This is a genomic window from Marixanthomonas ophiurae, assembly GCF_003413745.1.
In the GTDB taxonomy this organism is placed as follows: Bacteria; Bacteroidota; Bacteroidia; order Flavobacteriales; family Flavobacteriaceae; genus Marixanthomonas; species Marixanthomonas ophiurae.
In genome coordinates, this window is record NZ_QVID01000001.1 from 1,549,453 (window position 1) to 1,566,282 (window position 16,830).

Genomic DNA, 16,830 nt, shown 5'->3' on the forward strand with positions numbered 1-16,830 from the left:
TCAATTCCTTCCGTTTCAATTTGTTGAATCAATTTTAACATTGATTGTATCAAGGGTTACTATGCTGTCTATTAAAGCTTTATTGGTTGTTTCTATAGTTGTACTGTCTTTACTGTTGTAATAGCGATACACTGTTTTTTTTCTGAAAGAATCAAAATCTTTTTCAGCACGTATTTCTTTGAATTCACTAGATTTTCTGTCTGCCGTATTGATAGTAGTTTTATCTAAGTTGTTTAGATTTTTTGAGGTAGTATCAATTACATTTTTTGTTACTTCTTTTTCAACTGAATCTACTTTTGAAATTGTTGGCTTTTTATCGGTTTTAAAATTGTCTTGAATTGGTGCAGCTAGAGAGTTTGATTGCTTTGGCGGCTTATCATTGCTTTCTGAAATGATGCTGCTAAAAACTATCCCGGCGATTATTAAAATACCTGTTACAACTCCCCATGACCAATAAGTCTTTTTTTGCTTTTTTGCTCTTTGTGTTAAGGATACATCTATCTTTTTCCAAAGGTTGCTTTTAGGCTTTACTTTTTTGTTTTGGAGCTTTCTTTCAAATAAAGTTCCTATGTCTTCTTTATGCTCCATTATTAGTTATTTTAGGGTTGTTTTTTAGTTTTAAAATGTCATTTTTTAAAAGTTGTTTTGCCCGATGATAATTAGATTTTGATGTGCTTTCAGAAATGGCTAATAAATTGGCTACTTCTTTATGTGAAAACCCATCCAATTGATACAAGTTGAAAACTAAGCGATATTGATCTGGCAATTTTTGAACCATGTTTAATAAAGTTTCAAGAGGGAAGTTCATTTTGTTTTCCTCTATGGTAGTGTCTTCTAAAAGGGCGTTTTTATAATCAACGGCTGTAGTTTTCTTTATTTTGTACTTGGCAATGGCTTTATAGATAGTAATACGTTTCATCCAGCCTTCAAAAGAACCTTTTCCTTTGTAGCTTTTTATTTTTTCAAAAATGGTGATAAAAGCGTCTTGGGTATTATCTTCGGCATCGGCTTCGTTTCTACAATATTTTAAGGATAAAAAATAAAGGGTGTTTTTGTATTTTTCGAATAGTTCGCTTTGAGCTGCTCGATCCCTTTTTTTGCACCGTTCTATTAATTTTTCTTCTGTATTCAAATACTCATTATTTTACTATGGCTTAAAGTAGTAAAAGAAAATAATCTATTATTAATTATGGACACGAAATGGCTTCAATTGTAAATTGAAATGTATTGATTAAACTTCCAGATTTATCGTCTTCAGCACGAACAAATAGTTGTTGTGGGTTTGTTGTGTTCACATAATTTTCTCCAGAAACTTCATTGGTTTCATTTATAGCATCTTCTTCTGTTTCATAAAAAGAAAACTGCAAGGTATTTGCTTCATTGCTAAAGGGGGAGATTTCCAAGCAGGCTAAATAGTTGTATAAATTGAACTCGCCAAAACCAGGGTTATCCTCAAATTCACAAGTTGTGTAGGTAGGTTCTTCACAAGGTAAATTACAATCGCTGCTTATTATGTACGAGCCGTCATCATTACTAATAATCATAGAAGTGTCGCTTGTATATGCTAACTCCCAATCAAAATTCCAATCAGCGCCAACTGTTCCACTATCATTTAAAAAAATATTTAAATGAAGTTGATTGTCAATAAAATAGGTGGTCCAGCTTCCGAAATAAGCTTTACTATTATAATGAAATGTAGCGTTGCCACCATTTTCTATTTGAAAGTAAGAATCAGAGTATTTACTTGTAGAGTTGTCGGGATCCGTAACATTCCAAAGGCAATTTTCTTTTGTTAACGCGCCATTGCAATCCCCTAATATTTCTTCCTTATTACAAGAATCAATACTTTCTTTCAACTCTTCATTATTAGTTATTTCAATGGTTTCTCCAGTGCTTAAAGTTCCTGTTATAGGATAGCTTAAGCTTATTAGGTTATCGTCGTTTAAATTTCCTAATACTTCACTAAACTGCTCATTGTTTATTATGGGTATGGTGTTGACCAAGTTCATGTTCTTATCAAAAACAAACAAGTTAAACCAGTAGTTAAATTCAATACAATTTATAGAGATGTCTTCATCTTCAGTAGGAACTCTTTTTATCAAATCGTATAATTCTTCATCAACAACATCGGTATTGACAGGAGCTTCTTCAATAGTGTCACTATCACATGAAAAAGTAAGTAAAATTAAAGCAAGAAAGAGCAATTGAAATGTGGTTTTCATCTTTAGTCGTTTATGGGTTCTTTCTTAATAGTATAATTTTCATAAAAAAGTTGCGTGAATTTTTTAGAAATATTGAATATAAAAAAAACAGCCCCCTAAAAGGAGGCTGTTTACTATCTATCTATTGATTTTTACACTCTAACGTGACCATCACCAAACACATAATATTTGTTTGTTACTAGTTGTTTTAAGCCTAATGGCCCACGGTGGTGTAATTTATCTGTACTAATCGCTAATTCTGCACCTACGCCCATTTGTCCACCATCGGTAAATCGGGTAGAAGCGTTATGATATACAGCTGCACTATCTATGTGTTCCATAAATTTTTTGGCAGCTTCTTTATCTTCGGTTAAAATAGCACTAGAGTGACCACCACTGTAATGGTTAATCTTTTCAATGGCTTCGTCCAAACTCTCAACGGCACCAATGGCTATTTTAAGTGCTAAAAACTCTTCATGCCAAACTTTCTTGTCTAAAATGACTTCAGAATCTGTCAATACTTTTTTCACTTCATCATCTACAATCACTTCAACATCTGAAGCGGTAAGCACTTTTTTCAACTCTTGAAGCTTCTCTTCGTAATTTGGTATGTTTTTATCTACCAATACCTTATCTAGTGCATTACACCCTGAAATTTTATCAGTTTTAGCATTGATAATTACTTCAATTGTTTTTTTCCAGTCAGCATCTTTATGTACATATAGGAAATTGTTTCCTCTACCACTAATTAAGACCGCACATTTAGCATGCTCTTTCACAAATTGAATCAATCGTTCACCACCACGTGGTACGATTAAATCTAATTGCTCGTCTGGGTTTCTTAAAAATTCTTGGGTTTGCTCGCGATTCATTTGCAGCATGTTAATCCAATCTTTTTTAAGATCGTTTTCTTTTAAGGCCTGGTGCCAGCAATCAACCAAAATTACATTACTGTGGTAAGCTTCTTTACCACCTTTTAGCAATATTTTGTTATTGGCTTTAAAGGCTAATACAGCGGCTTCAATGGTTACATCTGGTCTCGATTCATAAATAATCATGATCGTGCCAAATGGAGCTGTGCGATTGTTAATCTCAAGCCCACTATCTAAAGTAAGGCTCGAAATCTCTTTATTTACTGGATCTTCTTGGTTTTTAACTTCAGTAATGGCTTTTATCATGCCATCAACTTTAGCATCGTTTACCACAAGGCGATCATATAACGCTTGATCATCTCTGGAAAAAGCTTCCAAATCTTTTTTATTGGCTTCTAAAATATCTGCTCTTCTCTTATCGAGAATAGAGATCATACTTTCCAGTACGTTGTTTTTTGTTTTTGTGTCTATCAATTGCATATTTCTTTCTTTCTAAGTTTATAATTTGTTTATGTTATGCGTAAAAACGAGTTCCTACGTCTTTACCCTCTAATAGCTCAACGATTACGTTTTTGCGCTTTCCGTTGGCTATAAAGGTTGGAATGTCTTTACGTGCTGTTTCTTTAGCTATTTTCAGTTTAGACTTCATGCCACCACGACCTTCACCTTCACCTTTTTCATTTTTCTGAACATATTTCTCCACGTTTTGATTGTGGCGAACTTGTGTCAGTTTTTCTGAATCATCATCATCTGGGTGACCAGTATAAAGTCCGTCTGTGTCTGTAAGCAAAATTAAAGCATCTGCTTGCACCAATTCGGCTACAAGGCTTGCTAGCTCATCATTGTCACTAAACATCGACATTTTTAAAGAAACGGCGTCATCTTCGTTTGCAATAGGAACTACACCTTCTTTCATTAAACCTTCATAACAATTTATCATGTTTTCACGGTGTTTACCCGGTGCAAAGTCACGTTTGGTGGCCAATACTTGTGCACAACGCATTCCGTGATCGTGAAATAAGCTGTAGTAATGGCGCATCATACGTGGTTGTCCAACCGCAGAAAATATTTGCCTACGGGTAGAAGGATCATCAGAAGAGCAATCTCCCAATACTTCCTTACCAGCAATCGCAGATCCTGAAGAGACCAAAATGGGCTCAATATCATTCTCATACAATTCGGCAATTTGACGAACCAATTCGTTTAAAATCGGTCCTACAATGCGATTGTCTTTATTCGTCATAACGTTGGTTCCTACTTTTATAACCACTCGTTTTTTGCTCATGTTGTTTGTTTTTGTGTTTAGTTTATTGTCCAAGTTCTGTAGCTCGGTTAAACGCTGCATATGCAGCTTCTTTAATTAATTCTTTAATATTATTATCGTCCATAGAATCTAAAGCGGCACGCGTAGTTCCTCCTTTAGATGCTACTTTGTTCATCCAACTAGTAGGAGATAGGTCTGAGTCGTTAAAGAGTGCAACAGCACCTTCAAATGTTTGAGAAACCAATACTTTTGAATCGTTTTCTGAGAAACCCATTTTTAAGGCTGCTTCTAGCATCGATTGCATAAAATAGAAAACATATGCAGGTCCACTACCTGAAATACCAGTAGAAGCATTTATAAAGTTTTCATTTTCTACGTGAATAGCTTCTCCTGTGGTATCTAATAAATTGCGAACCATAATAAGTTCTATACGGCTTACATCTTCAGATTCAGTAAATGAAGTCATCCCTTTTCCTACTTTCGCCGGAAGATTAGGCATTGTACGAATTACTTTTTTAACTCCTAATCCTTCTTGCATGCTTTCTATGGTAATTCCTGCCATTAAAGAAACAAAAACTTGGTCTTTGTTAACTTGTTTTTTCATAGTATTAAAAAGGTCTTCACTATGATATGGTTTAACTGCAATAAAAACAACATCTGCTTTCGGCAGACAGTCTTCAAGAGTATCGTATGCATCAAAATGTGGAATAGCACTTAATGCTTCTGTTTTTTCAGGAGAAACATCAAATATCATTAAATTTCTTCTATTGAGGTAAGGCGATTTTGCCATACCTTCAGCGTAGGTTAATCCCATATTCCCTGCGCCTATAACTAATACTTTCATAATTTTATTTAATTGTTTGGTATATAGAGTGCAAGTACCGTACGAGAAACATGAATATTTGTAGGATTCGTAATTATTTGATGTATTCATCAGATAAACCTAATAAACACAGTAGTTAAGGCACTTTATTTAATTAATTGTTAATTTTTTAACCAAAATTTGTTTAGTGCAGGAATGTCAGTATTTGTCTGCCATTATGGGTGTTCTGCTATATTGGCAGATGAAAAAAATGCTTTAGATTGACCCTTTTTTTTATATAGTGGTAATAATGCACAACACTAAATTTACAGTATTTAAATTATATTTCATAAAATTTATCTTAAATTTAGTATTATGAAAATTGGAATATTGATTTTATCATTCTTATGTTTCGGGCAGTTGTTTTCTCAAGAAGAAGCCGCTACTAATACATTTAAATACCATTCTTTTTCAATATTGCCATTAACAGGTTTTTATAAAGGGCTTTCAGATAAATACAGCAGTAATTATTCGAGCTTTAGAGATGGTGGAATAATTTTAGGGGGTGACCTAAGCTTTTCTTATAAAGAAAAAAACCTTCTTACCTTAGGATTGTCGACTGGATCTGATGTTAGTGTTTTTGGTAGTACTGGCGGTTTTAGTCAGATTAATGTGCTCTACGGCCGTTCTCTCGCTTTGTCCCGGGTAATTTATGTAGAGGGACATGTTGGAATTGGGCATATCTCAATTTTTTCCAATAACATAGATACAAATAATAGAGGAGCAGAACATAAAAGTACGGTAGGTTTTCCGGTAATGACTAAATTCAGGATCAAGACAGGCGCTCGATTTTCCCTTGGCCTGAAATTACAAGTAGCCATAAATACATTGCAACCAATTTTTTCAACGGGTTTGATATTGCAATGGAATAGGCGGAAGAAAAGTAAATAGTAGTTCCTTAACTTTTTGCTAAGAAGTTTAAGACATAAAAAAAACGCCTCCAATATTGGAGGCATTTTTACAATTTATAAAGAAAAAACTTAATTAGTCTCTACTTTTATTATCGCGGTTTCGGTTGTCGCGACCTCTATTGTTGTCACGGCTTCCACCACTACTTTTACGCTCTTGATAGCCTTCTGGTTTTGGTTCAAGTGCTTTTTTAGAAACTTTTTCTTTTCTAGTTCGCTTATCAATACCGAAGTATTTCACGTCGATCACATCACCCATATTTACAACATCGGTAACATTATCAGTACGATCCCAAGCTAGTTCCGAAATATGTAATAATACTTCATTTCCAGGAGCATCAACGTATTCTACAACAGCTCCAAAATCAAGTATCTTAATTACTTTTACTTCGTAAACGCTTCCTACTTGCGGTTTAAAGGTTACAGAATCAATTTTAGCTAATACCGCGTCGATTCCTTCTTGTCCAGTACCTAATATTTCAATAATACCTTCTTCAGTTTCCGGATCTTCGTTAATAACGATTGTTGTATCCGTCTCTTTTTGAAGTTCTTGAATTACTTTTCCACCAGGTCCAATCATAGCACCAATAAACTCATTAGGGATTCTTACAGACACCATTTTAGGAGCGTAAGACTTAACATCTGCATTTGGTTCTGCAATAGCATCAGTTAGTTTGCCTAGAATGTGTAAACGACCATCGCGCGCTTGTTTTAGTGCATTCACTAAAATCTCGTAAGACAATCCTTTTACTTTAATATCCATTTGGCAAGCGGTGATACCATCTGCAGTACCAGTTACTTTAAAGTCCATATCACCTAAGTGATCTTCATCACCTAAAATATCAGACAATACAGCATACTTACCAGAATCGCCATCAGAAATTAACCCCATAGCAATACCAGAAACTGGCTTTTTCATTTGCACACCAGCATCCATCAATGCCATTGTACCAGCACATACAGTTGCCATAGAAGACGAACCGTTAGATTCTAATACTTCACTAACTACACGTACGGTGTAAGGACACTCTTCTGGCACCATACCTTTTAAGGCACGTTGCGCTAAGTTACCGTGCCCAATCTCTCTACGAGATGTTCCACGAATAGGTCTTGCTTCACCAGTACAAAATGGTGGGAAGTTATAGTGTAAGTAGAAACGTTCTTCACCTTCTTGAGACGGCATATCTATTTGGTTTGCATCGCGAGAGGTACCTAAAGTAACGGTTGCCAATGCTTGCGTTTCACCTCTTGTAAACACAGCCGAACCGTGTACAGATGGTAAATAATCTATTTCACACCAAATGTCACGAACTTCGTCAGTTTTACGACCATCAAGACGTAATCCTTCATTTAAGATAAGGTCACGTACTGCAGCTTTTTCAGCTTTACGGTAATAATCTGAAATCAAATCGCCTTGCTCTTCTAATTCTTCTTCAGAAAAGGAAGCTTTTACTTCTTCTTTAATGTTAGCGAATGCTTCTGTACGCTCGTGCTTTGAAGAACCAGCTTTTGCTACAGCATATACTTTGTCATACGCCATATCGTGTACCTTTTTCTCAAGGTCTGCATTAGTAGATTCACCATCGTACTCACGTACTTCTTTTCTTCCTACTGCATCAGCTAAGCGATGTTGCGCTTCAATTTGTACTTTAATGGCTTCGTGTGCAAACTTTATTGCTTCTACCATATCTTCTTCTGAAATCTCATCCATTTCACCTTCCACCATCATCACACTGTCTGCTGAAGCACCAATCATCATTTCGAGATCAGATTCTGCTAATTGCGCTCTTGTTGGGTTGATGATGAATTTACCATCTACACGACCTACGCGGGCTTCGGAAATAGCGCATTCAAAAGGAAAATCTGATAATTGAATAGCTGCTGAAGCGGCTAAACCAGCCATTGCTTCTGGCATCACATCTTCGTCGTGAGACATTAATTGGATCATTACCTGTGTTTCGGCACTGTAATCCTTTGGAAATAATGGACGTAATACGCGATCTACTAAACGCATCGTTAAAACTTCACCATCACTTGGTCGAGCTTCTCTTTTAAAGAAACCACCAGGATAACGTCCTGCTGCCGCAAATTTTTCACGGTAATCTACTGTTAGGGGAAGAAAAGGAAGGTCTTTTTGTTCATAGTTTGAAACTACGGTACAAAGCAACATACATTTTCCAGATTGTACAACAACAGAGCCGTGGGCCTGTTTTGCCAATTTTCCTGTTTCGATAGAGATTTCTCTACCATCGCCAAGGTCTATAACCTCTTTAAATACTTTAGGTATCATATTGTTTTTCATTGTTGTGCATAAGGTTATGCACAGTTAAAATTGGTCGTTGTCCGGTTGTCGAACAAAAGTTGTGTTGTTGTGGTGACCAATGAAAAACCTAGTGGTAGCTTTTTCTATTTGTTTCTACTCTTTCGTAGAAAATTTCAGAGGTGTTGAATTTCTGAATTTTAAACAATAAAGGGGCTTAAAAAGCCCCTTTAAAATAATTACTTACGTAATCCTAATTCTTTAACAATTTCACGATATCTTACAATGTCTTTTTTCATAAGATAATCTAGTAATGATCTACGTTTACCTACTAATTTTACCAAAGATCGTTCAGTATTGAAGTCTTTTTGGTTGCTTTTAAGGTGTTGTGAAAGGTGCTCAATACGTTGTGTAAACAATGCAATTTGCCCTTCTGTAGAACCGGTGTCATTTTCAGACTTACCGTGTTTTTTAAATAATTCTTTTTTCTCGTCTGCAGTTAAATACATGCCAATATTATTAAAATGATTTTTATGTACTGAATACCACTTTGGTAATCAAGCGGCAAAGATAAGCTAAAAAATAATAAATATGCTTTTAATGCTATTGTTTTTATATTTTATCTAAAGCTAATTTTTTAGCTGTTTTTGGATAATTAAAATTTAGTAAATTTGCGTCGTGAAAATAAAATTTCTACAGAGTATTTCTTCCTTTCTATTGGCAATATTAATTTTATTGTCAACGAGCTCTTTTACTATAAAAAAACATTTTTGTAGTGGGTTTCTTGTCGATTCGACAATTTTTACTCAGGTAGAAAAGTGTGATGAAACGTCCTGTTTTAGTACTTCAGAAACTTCTGTGGCACAACCCGATTGTTGTGATGATGAGGTGCATTTAGTGGAGGGGCAAGAAGTAGTCACCTCTAAAAAAATTGACGATTTAGATTACGAAAAACAACTGATTCTGTTTACTCTGTCGGAATCATATTTTTACCTCTTTGAAAACATACCAGCTCAATTTTCTCCACACAAAGAATACATTCCGCCCATTTTGGTGACTGATATCCAAATTTTACATCAAGATTTTTTAATTTGATTTTAGATTTTATGAAATCAAGATAGTTCTCTTTTCTTCTTTGAAAACTTGAGAAGATATCTTCTAGAAGCCTATCCATAAAATTTATAAATTAAATAATGAAAAATATAATAATAACTATAGTTATATCTTTTCTTCCTATACTTACATTTTCTCAAACTCAAGTAGAAGGTGTAGTTTACGAAGAAGGAACAAACACACCCCTTTTAGGAGCTAATGTGTATTGGCTTGGGACGCAAGTGGGAGTAGTAACTGACTTTGACGGAAAGTTTTCAATCCGGTATAAAGAATCTTACAAAAAACTAATTGTAAGTTATGTAGGATTCACTTCGGATACTTTAGATGTAAGAAATCCCACAAAAAAAATAAAAGCCACTTTAAGTCCTAAAAGTAATTTAGAAGAAGTAAAGCTAGTCGCTAGAAAAAAAGCAACTTCAAGATCTTACATTGAAGCCCAAAATATAATTAACGTAAGTAGTGACGAATTGTTAAAAGCTGCTTGTTGTAATTTAGCTGAAAGCTTTGAAACCAATCCTTCTATTGACGTAAATTTTGCCGACGCTATTTCTGGTACCAGACAGATAAAAATGTTGGGCTTAACAAGTCCATATATTCTTATAGCGATGGAAAATATTCCTACAGTACGAGGAGCCGCACAAGCTTATGGCTTAACCTTTACACCAGGTACTTGGGTGGAAAGTATTCAAATAACCAAAGGAGCTGGAAGTGTTGTAAATGGTTATGAGAGTATTGCTGGGCAAATTAATGCAGAACTACAAAAACCTACGAAAGACGATAAGCTTTTTATTAATTTATATGGAGCCAGTAGTCAACGATTTGAATTAAACACACATTTTAACACCAGAGTAAGTGATAGGTGGAGCACAGGTGTTTATTTACACGGGAATACCCATCAAGAAAAACATGATGTAAATCATGATAACTTCTTAGATATGCCACTTTACAATCAAATAAATGTAATGAACCGTTGGCAATATACTGATACCGAAAATGGCTTTGTAGGGTTCTTCAATGTGAGGTATCTTAATGATGAAAAGCAAACTGGAGAGCTGGACTTTAACCCAGATATTGATAAACTAACCACCAATGCTTGGGGAAGCGAAATTGAAACCGAACGCTACGATTTTTCTGGTAAATTTGGGTATGTAAACCCAGAATTACCTTGGCGAAGTGCTGGTTTGCAGTTTGCAATAAGTAACCATCAACAAAACTCTTACTTTGGTTTACGAACCTATAATATTGAACACAATAGTATCTACTCGAATTTTACTTATAATTCAATTATTAGTGATTCGCGACATAAAATTAAAACCGGAGTTAGGTTTACTTACGATAAGTATGATGAATTGGTAGAAACCACTTCTTTTGAGCGTAAAGACAACTCCATTGGCGCTTTTTTTGAATATAATTTTGATGACTTAGAAGACATTAATGTTACGGCAGGTATGCGTGTGGATAACCATAATAGGTTGGGGCTATTTGTAACGCCAAGAATACATGCAAAATACACGCCTTGGGATAAATCTGCGTTTAGAGCCTCAATAGGAAGAGGAAAACGCTCAGCAAACATTTTTGCAGAAAACCAAAACCTCTTCGCTACTTCCAGAAATATTAATATTAATCCTTCTGCCGAAGGAAATATCTATGGGTTAGACCCAGAGATCGCTTGGAATTATGGTGTGTCTTATCTTCAAGGTTTTAATTTATTTGGAGAAAAAGCAGATGTAACATTTGATTTTTATAGAACTGATTTTCAAAATCAAGTAGTGGTAGATTGGGAAAATTCACAAGAAATTCGCTTTTACAATTTAGAAGATGAAAGTTTTGCTAATAGTTTTCAAACTGAATTTAATTATAATCCATTTACAGGATTTAATACGCGCTTGGCTTATAAATATTACGATATAAAAACAAAATATCAAACAGGTAAAAAAATTAAACCTTTAACAGCACAACATCGTTTTTTTGCAAATGCATCGTATGAAACACCTATTAAAAATAATAGTAAATGGAAGTTTGATGTAACCTATAATTGGTTAGGTAAACAACGGTTTCCTTCCACTCAAAATAATCCTTTAGAGTTCCAGTTACCAAACTATTCACCTAATGTAAATACGGTAAATGCGCAAGTAACTAAAGTATTTTCACCAAAATTTGAAATATATATAGGAGGTGAGAATATAACCAACGTTAGACAAAACAACCCTATTTTAGGGGCAGACAACCCCTTTGGCTCAAATTTTGACAGTACATTTGTATATGGTCCAATTTTTGGAAGCCTTTATTATGCAGGGTTAAGATATAGAATCATGTAATAAACCTTAAAATTTATAAAATATGAAAACAGCTATAAGCATATTAATTTTATTAATCACAACAGTAACTTTTGCACAGAATAAAAATGCAAGAACTTCTTTAGAAGTTGATGGCGTTTGCGGCATGTGTAAAGAAAGAATTGAAAAAGCAAGTATAAAAACCAAAGGCGTAAAAAGCGCAATTTGGGATGTTCAGACTCATGAACTTAAATTGATTTACAACGAAAAGAAAACCAATTTAGATGCTATTAAAGAAAACATTCTAGCAGTAGGGCATGATGTAGAGGAGTTAAAGGCTACTAACGAAGCATACAATAGTGTTCACCCTTGTTGTAAATATAGAGATGAAGCTATAAAAGACGATCATAAAGGAGAAGGAGAAAAAGAGGGTCAAAAATAATTGAAGATAAGAGATAAAAAAAGCAGCCAAATTTGGCTGCTTTTTTTATGCTGTTTTTTCACGCATAGGTCTATTTAGTACTAAATCTAAATATTGATTTACGCGTGTTTTTAGGTCTCTTCGGTGTGTAATAAAGTCTAAAAAGCCATGTTCCTTTAAAAATTCTGCGGTTTGAAACCCTTCAGGAAGCTCTTGCCCTGTAGTGTCACGCACTACACGAGGTCCTGCAAAACCAATTAAGGCTCCAGGTTCACTTATATTAATATCACCCAACATGGCAAAGGAAGCTGTTGTTCCTCCAGTAGTAGGGTCGGTACATAAAGAAACATATGGAATGCCAGCATCTGATAACTGTGCTAATTTGGCACTCGTTTTAGCTAATTGCATTAACGAAAGTACGGCTTCCATCATACGGGCGCCACCACTTTTTGAAATAATCATTAGTGGGATTTTCTTTTTTAACGAATAGTCTGCAGCACGTGCAATTTTTTCGCCTACAACACTTCCCATAGAGCCTCCAATAAAACTGAAATCCATACAGGCAACAACTAAGTTTTCGCCCATGGATTTTCCTACTGCCGTACGAGCCGCATCTTTAAGACCGGTTTTCTTTTGAGCATCTTTTAAACGATCTGGATATTTTTTCTTGTCTTCAAATTTCAAAGGATCTTTTGAAGTCAAGTTTTTATCGAGTTCTTTGTATTTATTGTCATCAAAAAGCAATTCAAAGTATTCGTTGCTTCCAATTCTTACATGATAGCCATCTTCAGGACTCACATAGAAGTTCTTTTCAAGCTCTTCAGAGTCAACTATCTTCCCTGTTGGAGATTTGTACCACAATCCTTTTGGGACGTCTTTTTTCTCTTCTGTAGGGGTTTGAATTCCTTTTTTTGTTCTTTTAAACCAAGACATAATTGAGGAGTTTTAAGTTATAATGTGTTTACGTTGTTAAGGTCTTCAAAAGCCTTTTCCAATCGTTTTTTAAATGTTAGTTCGCCTTCGCGTAACCACTTTCTCGGGTCGTAATATTTTTTATTAGGAACCTCTTCGCCTTCTGGATTTCCAATTTGGGTTTTTAGATAATCAATATTTTTGGTAACATAGTCACGTACTCCTTCATTAAAGGCGTATTGTAAGTCGGTGTCTATGTTCATTTTTATTACTCCGTAGCCAATTGCTTCTCTAATTTCTTCAACTGTAGAACCGCTTCCGCCGTGAAAAACAAAATCAATAGGGTTGTGGTCGGTATTGAATTTTTTCTGAACGTATTCCTGTGAGTTTTTAAGAATGACAGGTGTTAGTTTTACATTTCCAGGTTTATAAACACCGTGTACATTTCCGAAGGCAGCAGCGATGGTAAATTGATCGCTCACTTTTAATAATTCCTCATACGCGTATGCTACTTCTTCAGGTTGAGTATATAATTTTGATGAATCTACATCGGTGTTGTCAACTCCGTCTTCTTCACCACCAGTAATACCTAATTCAATTTCAAGCGTCATACCCATTTTACTCATGCGTTCTAGGTATTTTTTTGAAATTTCAATATTCTCTTCAAGAGGTTCTTCTGAAAGATCAATCATATGCGAACTGAAAAGCGGCTTTCCATGTTCTTTGTAAAATTGTTCGCCGGCATCTAAAAGACCATCAATCCATGGAAGTAATTTTTTAGCAGCGTGGTCGGTGTGTAAAATAACCGTCGCGCCGTATGCTTTTGCTAAATCATGAATATGTTTTGCTCCAGTAACACCACCAAGGATAGCAGCTTTTTGGTTTTCGTTGCTTAAGCCTTTTCCAGCATTAAAATAAGCTCCTCCGTTAGAAAATTGTATAATTACGGGAGAATTTAAAGCAGCAGCCGTTTCCATAACGGTATTAATACTATTAGAGCCAACTACATTTACGGCTGGCATAGCAAAGCCTTTATCCTTTGCGTACTGATGTATTTTTTGGACTTCTCTTCCGGTTGCTACGCCGGGTTGTATGGAATGATTCATAGTTGTTGATCGTTTTACCCGCAAAAATAAGAATTTTTAATGGGTTAGAAGGGATAGTTGATTCCTATATTATAAACGGCATTACTAAAATTATAATCCTTGAACCAACGTTCACCAACAGGTCTACCTGGGTCGTGTGTTTTAAAGCCTATATCAAACCGAAGTACAAAAAAACCAAAGTCGTAGCGCAGGCCAAATCCAGAGGCAACCCCCAGTTCTTTGAGGTCTTGTATTCCATTAAATCTAAAGGCTTCTCTAGACTCGTTATCAAGAACATTCCAAATGTTTCCCGCATCAACAAAAAACGCTCCTTTAAAAGCTCCTAAAATGGTATACCGGTATTCTGCATTGAAAGCTAGTTTAAAGTTAGCTTCATTAAAATCTAAGATGCCGCCACTGCTTCCTGGGCCTAAATCATACGCTCGCCACCCTCTGTTATCGTTTGCACCACCCGCAAAATAACTTCTAGTAAAGGGTATGGTGTTACTGTTTCCGTAGGGAATGGCGATACCGCCAAATGCTCTTACGGCTAAAATATTATCGTCGTTCAACGCCCAGTGCTTTATATATTCAGTTTCCCCTTTTATATATTGAGAATAAGCTACACCTAGGGTTTCGTAATTGCCGTTCGCATTTTTCTCTTGTCCGGTCGCTTTCGACGCTAACGATAAAAAATTACCAGCGCTTTCTAATTTCCAACGTAGACGTGAAAAATTATTATCATAAATATTTTCACGGGTATCTCGGGTCCAAGTGAAGTTTGATGCAAAAATAAGGTTGTCTTCTGTAAGCCTGAATTTACGTTCTGCAATTCCTAAAACCTCTTCGTAAATATCTGGAGATACTGTATTTGGGCCGCTGTTGTCCAGAATATCATCAATAAATTGGTTTGCCTCGTTAGGAATGCCCAATGTTGGATCTTCGGAAGTAACATCCATAAAATCGTAACCTATTTCTTCAGCAATTTCATTTAGACGACTATACGTGCTTTTATAAACATTGAAATAATTGTCTGTTCTAAGGTTTCGCACATACTGTACGTTTGCTAGGTTAAATTGGTTGGTGCGTATTTTTTTGGGTTTCCAACGGTAATTAAAGATTGCGTTTAAGTTTTGCCTATCCAAGCCTATATTGTTCTGTGCACTAAAACCGACGCTTATTTCGGTAGAAGGGGACATGTATTTTTTTATGAAACCATCGGTATTAAGAGGAAATAAAATTCTGGGGAACGAAAGCTTAACATCGCCACCTACATCTGATGTATTAAAGAAACCACCATCTTTATCTGCTGAAGAACCGACGCTCCCACGACCTGATATTTCTAAAATTTCAGCACCTTTAAAGACATTTCTTATTTGAAATGTAGAACTAAAACCAATTCCGAACTGTTGAATGGTAGAAGTATATGCATCAAAATCTACTCCTAGGTTGTATTTTTTCCTTGGACTGAGCAAGATGGTTGTTATTAATTTAGTTCCTGTGGTATCTCTTGGGTCCTCTTGATAACTAATGTTGGGATACTTAAAGACTTTAAGGTCATTTATTTGGTTGTAGGTTAACGTCCGGTCTATATCTTTAAAAATGGAATTAGGCGTAATGGAAATAGCATCGGTAATAGCTTTGGGGTTGTATTTTAACTTATCAAAACTATATAATTTGTACCCTTCATGTTCAACAGAGTCTGTAGGAGTCTCGTTTCGGTTTTCATAGCTAAAATCCGTCACAATACGAATTTCATTTACCGTATGTACTTTAAATGGTTCTGTATATGTACTGTCGCCTTCGGTTACTTCCCGATTTGGTATTTGGTATTTTATATTGGCTTTATGTCCTGTGTTTACTGTGTCGGCTTCAAAACCCACGTAGTCTTGGTCAAAATGAAATAATCCTGAATTTCTAAATTGGATGGTCAACCTATCCCGTTCATCTACAAAATCATTGGCATCATATTGTTTTCCAGATTTAATAAAGCTGTTACCAATTGAGGCTTTAAAAAGTGAATCGACTACAGGAGATGCAATTTCTTTATTAATAGAATCTACAATGTATGGTTGATGTCTATTTACATTATACGTTATACTAGCTCTTTTTTTCTTTTTTTCGAGCGGAGTAATTTTATAATCTGCTTCGGTATTAAAATATCCATAACTGGCATAATAGCGCTCTAAGCGTTCTTTTGAGCTTTCAGCTTTTTCTTTGTCAATGATTACGGGAGCGTCTCCAGATTTTCGTAACCAATTGTTTAGGCCTACATAGCTATTGCCAATTTCTTGTACTTGTTTTCTAGATAGAAATTTAACCAATCGCTTTTCACGTTTTGGCCTTTTATGCAACCATTTTTGATATGTAGAATCTGGGTGCGGGTCTGCTAGATTATAAATATGAAGCCCAAAAGGGATGCCTAATAATGGTATTTTAGGATTTGGTTTCTGCTTTAATTGGCTGTATACTCTAAGGTCACTTATTTCTAAGCTATCAACTACAATTTTATTTTCTGAAAGTAAAAACTGATCATCCGGTACGCGTTTTACGGCGTTACAGGATAGAAACAGTGCAATTACTCCTAAAAATAATGCTATTTTTGTGAGGGTTTGGGCCAAGTGTTCAGGTTTACTTAATTTCAAAAATACTATAA

The 16,830-nt window shown here is 35.3% G+C and carries 15 protein-coding genes; 4 read left to right on the forward strand and 11 right to left on the reverse strand.

Going from position 1 to position 16,830, the window contains the following annotated elements; all coding sequences use genetic code 11:
* Nucleotides 1-15: 15 nt before the first annotated feature.
* The 6 genes from DZ858_RS07085 to proC form a co-directional block, all read right to left on the reverse strand.
* Nucleotides 16-588 (reverse strand): hypothetical protein, encoded by a 573-nt coding sequence (locus DZ858_RS07085; RefSeq protein ID WP_117158869.1) that lies wholly within the window; start codon nt 586-588, stop codon nt 16-18.
* Nucleotides 578-1,132 carry an RNA polymerase sigma factor gene (locus DZ858_RS07090; RefSeq protein WP_117158870.1) on the reverse strand — a complete coding sequence of 185 codons (555 nt, stop codon included), beginning with the start codon at nt 1,130-1,132 and terminating at the stop codon, nt 578-580. The genes DZ858_RS07085 and DZ858_RS07090 overlap by 11 nt, the downstream gene beginning before the upstream one ends.
* Nucleotides 1,133-1,187: 55 nt before the next feature.
* A complete protein-coding gene (locus tag DZ858_RS07095; RefSeq protein ID WP_117158871.1) occupies nt 1,188-2,222 on the reverse strand; it encodes a hypothetical protein in 1,035 nt (344 codons plus the stop codon).
* A 131-nt stretch (nt 2,223-2,353) separates the two neighbouring features.
* Entirely contained in the window at nt 2,354-3,553 is a 1,200-nt protein-coding gene (locus DZ858_RS07100) for a glutamate-5-semialdehyde dehydrogenase (RefSeq protein WP_117158872.1), read from the reverse strand.
* Nucleotides 3,554-3,587: 34 nt separating this feature from the next.
* Nucleotides 3,588-4,358, reverse strand: a complete 771-nt coding sequence (gene proB / locus DZ858_RS07105; protein ID WP_117159549.1) for a glutamate 5-kinase — start codon at nt 4,356-4,358, stop codon at nt 3,588-3,590.
* A gap of 22 nt (nt 4,359-4,380) precedes the next feature.
* A complete protein-coding gene (gene proC / locus DZ858_RS07110) occupies nt 4,381-5,181 on the reverse strand; it encodes a pyrroline-5-carboxylate reductase (RefSeq protein ID WP_117158873.1) in 801 nt (266 codons plus the stop codon).
* A gap of 333 nt (nt 5,182-5,514) precedes the next feature.
* On the opposite strand from proC, the gene DZ858_RS07115 reads away from it, so the two are divergent.
* Nucleotides 5,515-6,090, forward strand: a complete 576-nt coding sequence (locus DZ858_RS07115) for a hypothetical protein (protein ID WP_117158874.1) — start codon at nt 5,515-5,517, stop codon at nt 6,088-6,090.
* A gap of 93 nt (nt 6,091-6,183) precedes the next feature.
* Here the strand turns inward: DZ858_RS07115 and DZ858_RS07120 are convergent, their stop codons facing one another.
* Nucleotides 6,184-8,397, reverse strand: a complete 2,214-nt coding sequence (locus DZ858_RS07120; RefSeq protein WP_117159550.1) for a polyribonucleotide nucleotidyltransferase — start codon at nt 8,395-8,397, stop codon at nt 6,184-6,186.
* Nucleotides 8,398-8,606: 209 nt separating this feature from the next.
* Nucleotides 8,607-8,876, reverse strand: coding sequence for a 30S ribosomal protein S15 (gene rpsO / locus DZ858_RS07125; protein WP_117158875.1), 270 nt, complete (start codon nt 8,874-8,876; stop codon nt 8,607-8,609).
* Between the two features lie 169 nt (nt 8,877-9,045).
* On the opposite strand from rpsO, the gene DZ858_RS15410 reads away from it, so the two are divergent.
* From DZ858_RS15410 to DZ858_RS07140, 3 genes are all read left to right on the forward strand, one after another.
* Nucleotides 9,046-9,462, forward strand: coding sequence for an HYC_CC_PP family protein (locus DZ858_RS15410; RefSeq protein WP_117158876.1), 417 nt, complete (start codon nt 9,046-9,048; stop codon nt 9,460-9,462).
* Between the two features lie 98 nt (nt 9,463-9,560).
* Nucleotides 9,561-11,798 (forward strand): TonB-dependent receptor, encoded by a 2,238-nt coding sequence (locus tag DZ858_RS07135; RefSeq protein ID WP_117158877.1) that lies wholly within the window; start codon nt 9,561-9,563, stop codon nt 11,796-11,798.
* Nucleotides 11,799-11,820: 22 nt separating this feature from the next.
* Nucleotides 11,821-12,198: a heavy-metal-associated domain-containing protein gene (locus DZ858_RS07140; RefSeq protein WP_117158878.1), complete on the forward strand. Its 378-nt coding sequence runs from the start codon at nt 11,821-11,823 to the stop codon at nt 12,196-12,198.
* Nucleotides 12,199-12,243: 45 nt separating this feature from the next.
* On the opposite strand, the gene accD is transcribed toward DZ858_RS07140, so the two are convergent.
* The 3 genes from accD to tamL are packed head-to-tail and all read right to left on the reverse strand — an operon-like array spanning nt 12,244 to nt 16,819.
* Nucleotides 12,244-13,110 carry an acetyl-CoA carboxylase, carboxyltransferase subunit beta gene (gene accD, locus DZ858_RS07145; RefSeq protein WP_117158879.1) on the reverse strand — a complete coding sequence of 289 codons (867 nt, stop codon included), beginning with the start codon at nt 13,108-13,110 and terminating at the stop codon, nt 12,244-12,246.
* 17 nt (nt 13,111-13,127) lie between these two features.
* Nucleotides 13,128-14,195 carry a class II fructose-bisphosphate aldolase gene (fbaA, locus tag DZ858_RS07150; protein WP_117158880.1) on the reverse strand — a complete coding sequence of 356 codons (1,068 nt, stop codon included), beginning with the start codon at nt 14,193-14,195 and terminating at the stop codon, nt 13,128-13,130.
* Between the two features lie 44 nt (nt 14,196-14,239).
* The gene (gene tamL / locus DZ858_RS07155; protein ID WP_239990735.1) at nt 14,240-16,819 is read right to left on the reverse strand and encodes a translocation and assembly module lipoprotein TamL; all 2,580 of its coding nucleotides are present in this window, start codon (nt 16,817-16,819) and stop codon (nt 14,240-14,242) included.
* Between the last annotated feature and the right edge of the window lie 11 nt (nt 16,820-16,830).

Bases quoted from the DNA above. Each gene is read 5' to 3' on its own strand.
- DZ858_RS07085 (WP_117158869.1), bottom strand. From the start codon at position 588: ATGGAGCATAAAGAAGACATAGGAACTTTATTTGAAAGAAAGCTCCAA.
- DZ858_RS07095 (WP_117158871.1), bottom strand. From the start codon at position 2,222: ATGAAAACCACATTTCAATTGCTCTTTCTTGCTTTAATTTTACTTACT.
- DZ858_RS07100 (WP_117158872.1), bottom strand. From the start codon at position 3,553: ATGCAATTGATAGACACAAAAACAAAAAACAACGTACTGGAAAGTATG.
- proB (WP_117159549.1), bottom strand. From the start codon at position 4,358: ATGAGCAAAAAACGAGTGGTTATAAAAGTAGGAACCAACGTTATGACG.
- proC (WP_117158873.1), bottom strand. From the start codon at position 5,181: ATGAAAGTATTAGTTATAGGCGCAGGGAATATGGGATTAACCTACGCT.
- DZ858_RS07115 (WP_117158874.1), top strand. From the start codon at position 5,515: ATGAAAATTGGAATATTGATTTTATCATTCTTATGTTTCGGGCAGTTG.
- DZ858_RS07120 (WP_117159550.1), bottom strand. From the start codon at position 8,397: ATGATACCTAAAGTATTTAAAGAGGTTATAGACCTTGGCGATGGTAGA.
- rpsO (WP_117158875.1), bottom strand. From the start codon at position 8,876: ATGTATTTAACTGCAGACGAGAAAAAAGAATTATTTAAAAAACACGGT.
- DZ858_RS07135 (WP_117158877.1), top strand. From the start codon at position 9,561: ATGAAAAATATAATAATAACTATAGTTATATCTTTTCTTCCTATACTT.
- DZ858_RS07140 (WP_117158878.1), top strand. From the start codon at position 11,821: ATGAAAACAGCTATAAGCATATTAATTTTATTAATCACAACAGTAACT.
- accD (WP_117158879.1), bottom strand. From the start codon at position 13,110: ATGTCTTGGTTTAAAAGAACAAAAAAAGGAATTCAAACCCCTACAGAA.
- fbaA (WP_117158880.1), bottom strand. From the start codon at position 14,195: ATGAATCATTCCATACAACCCGGCGTAGCAACCGGAAGAGAAGTCCAA.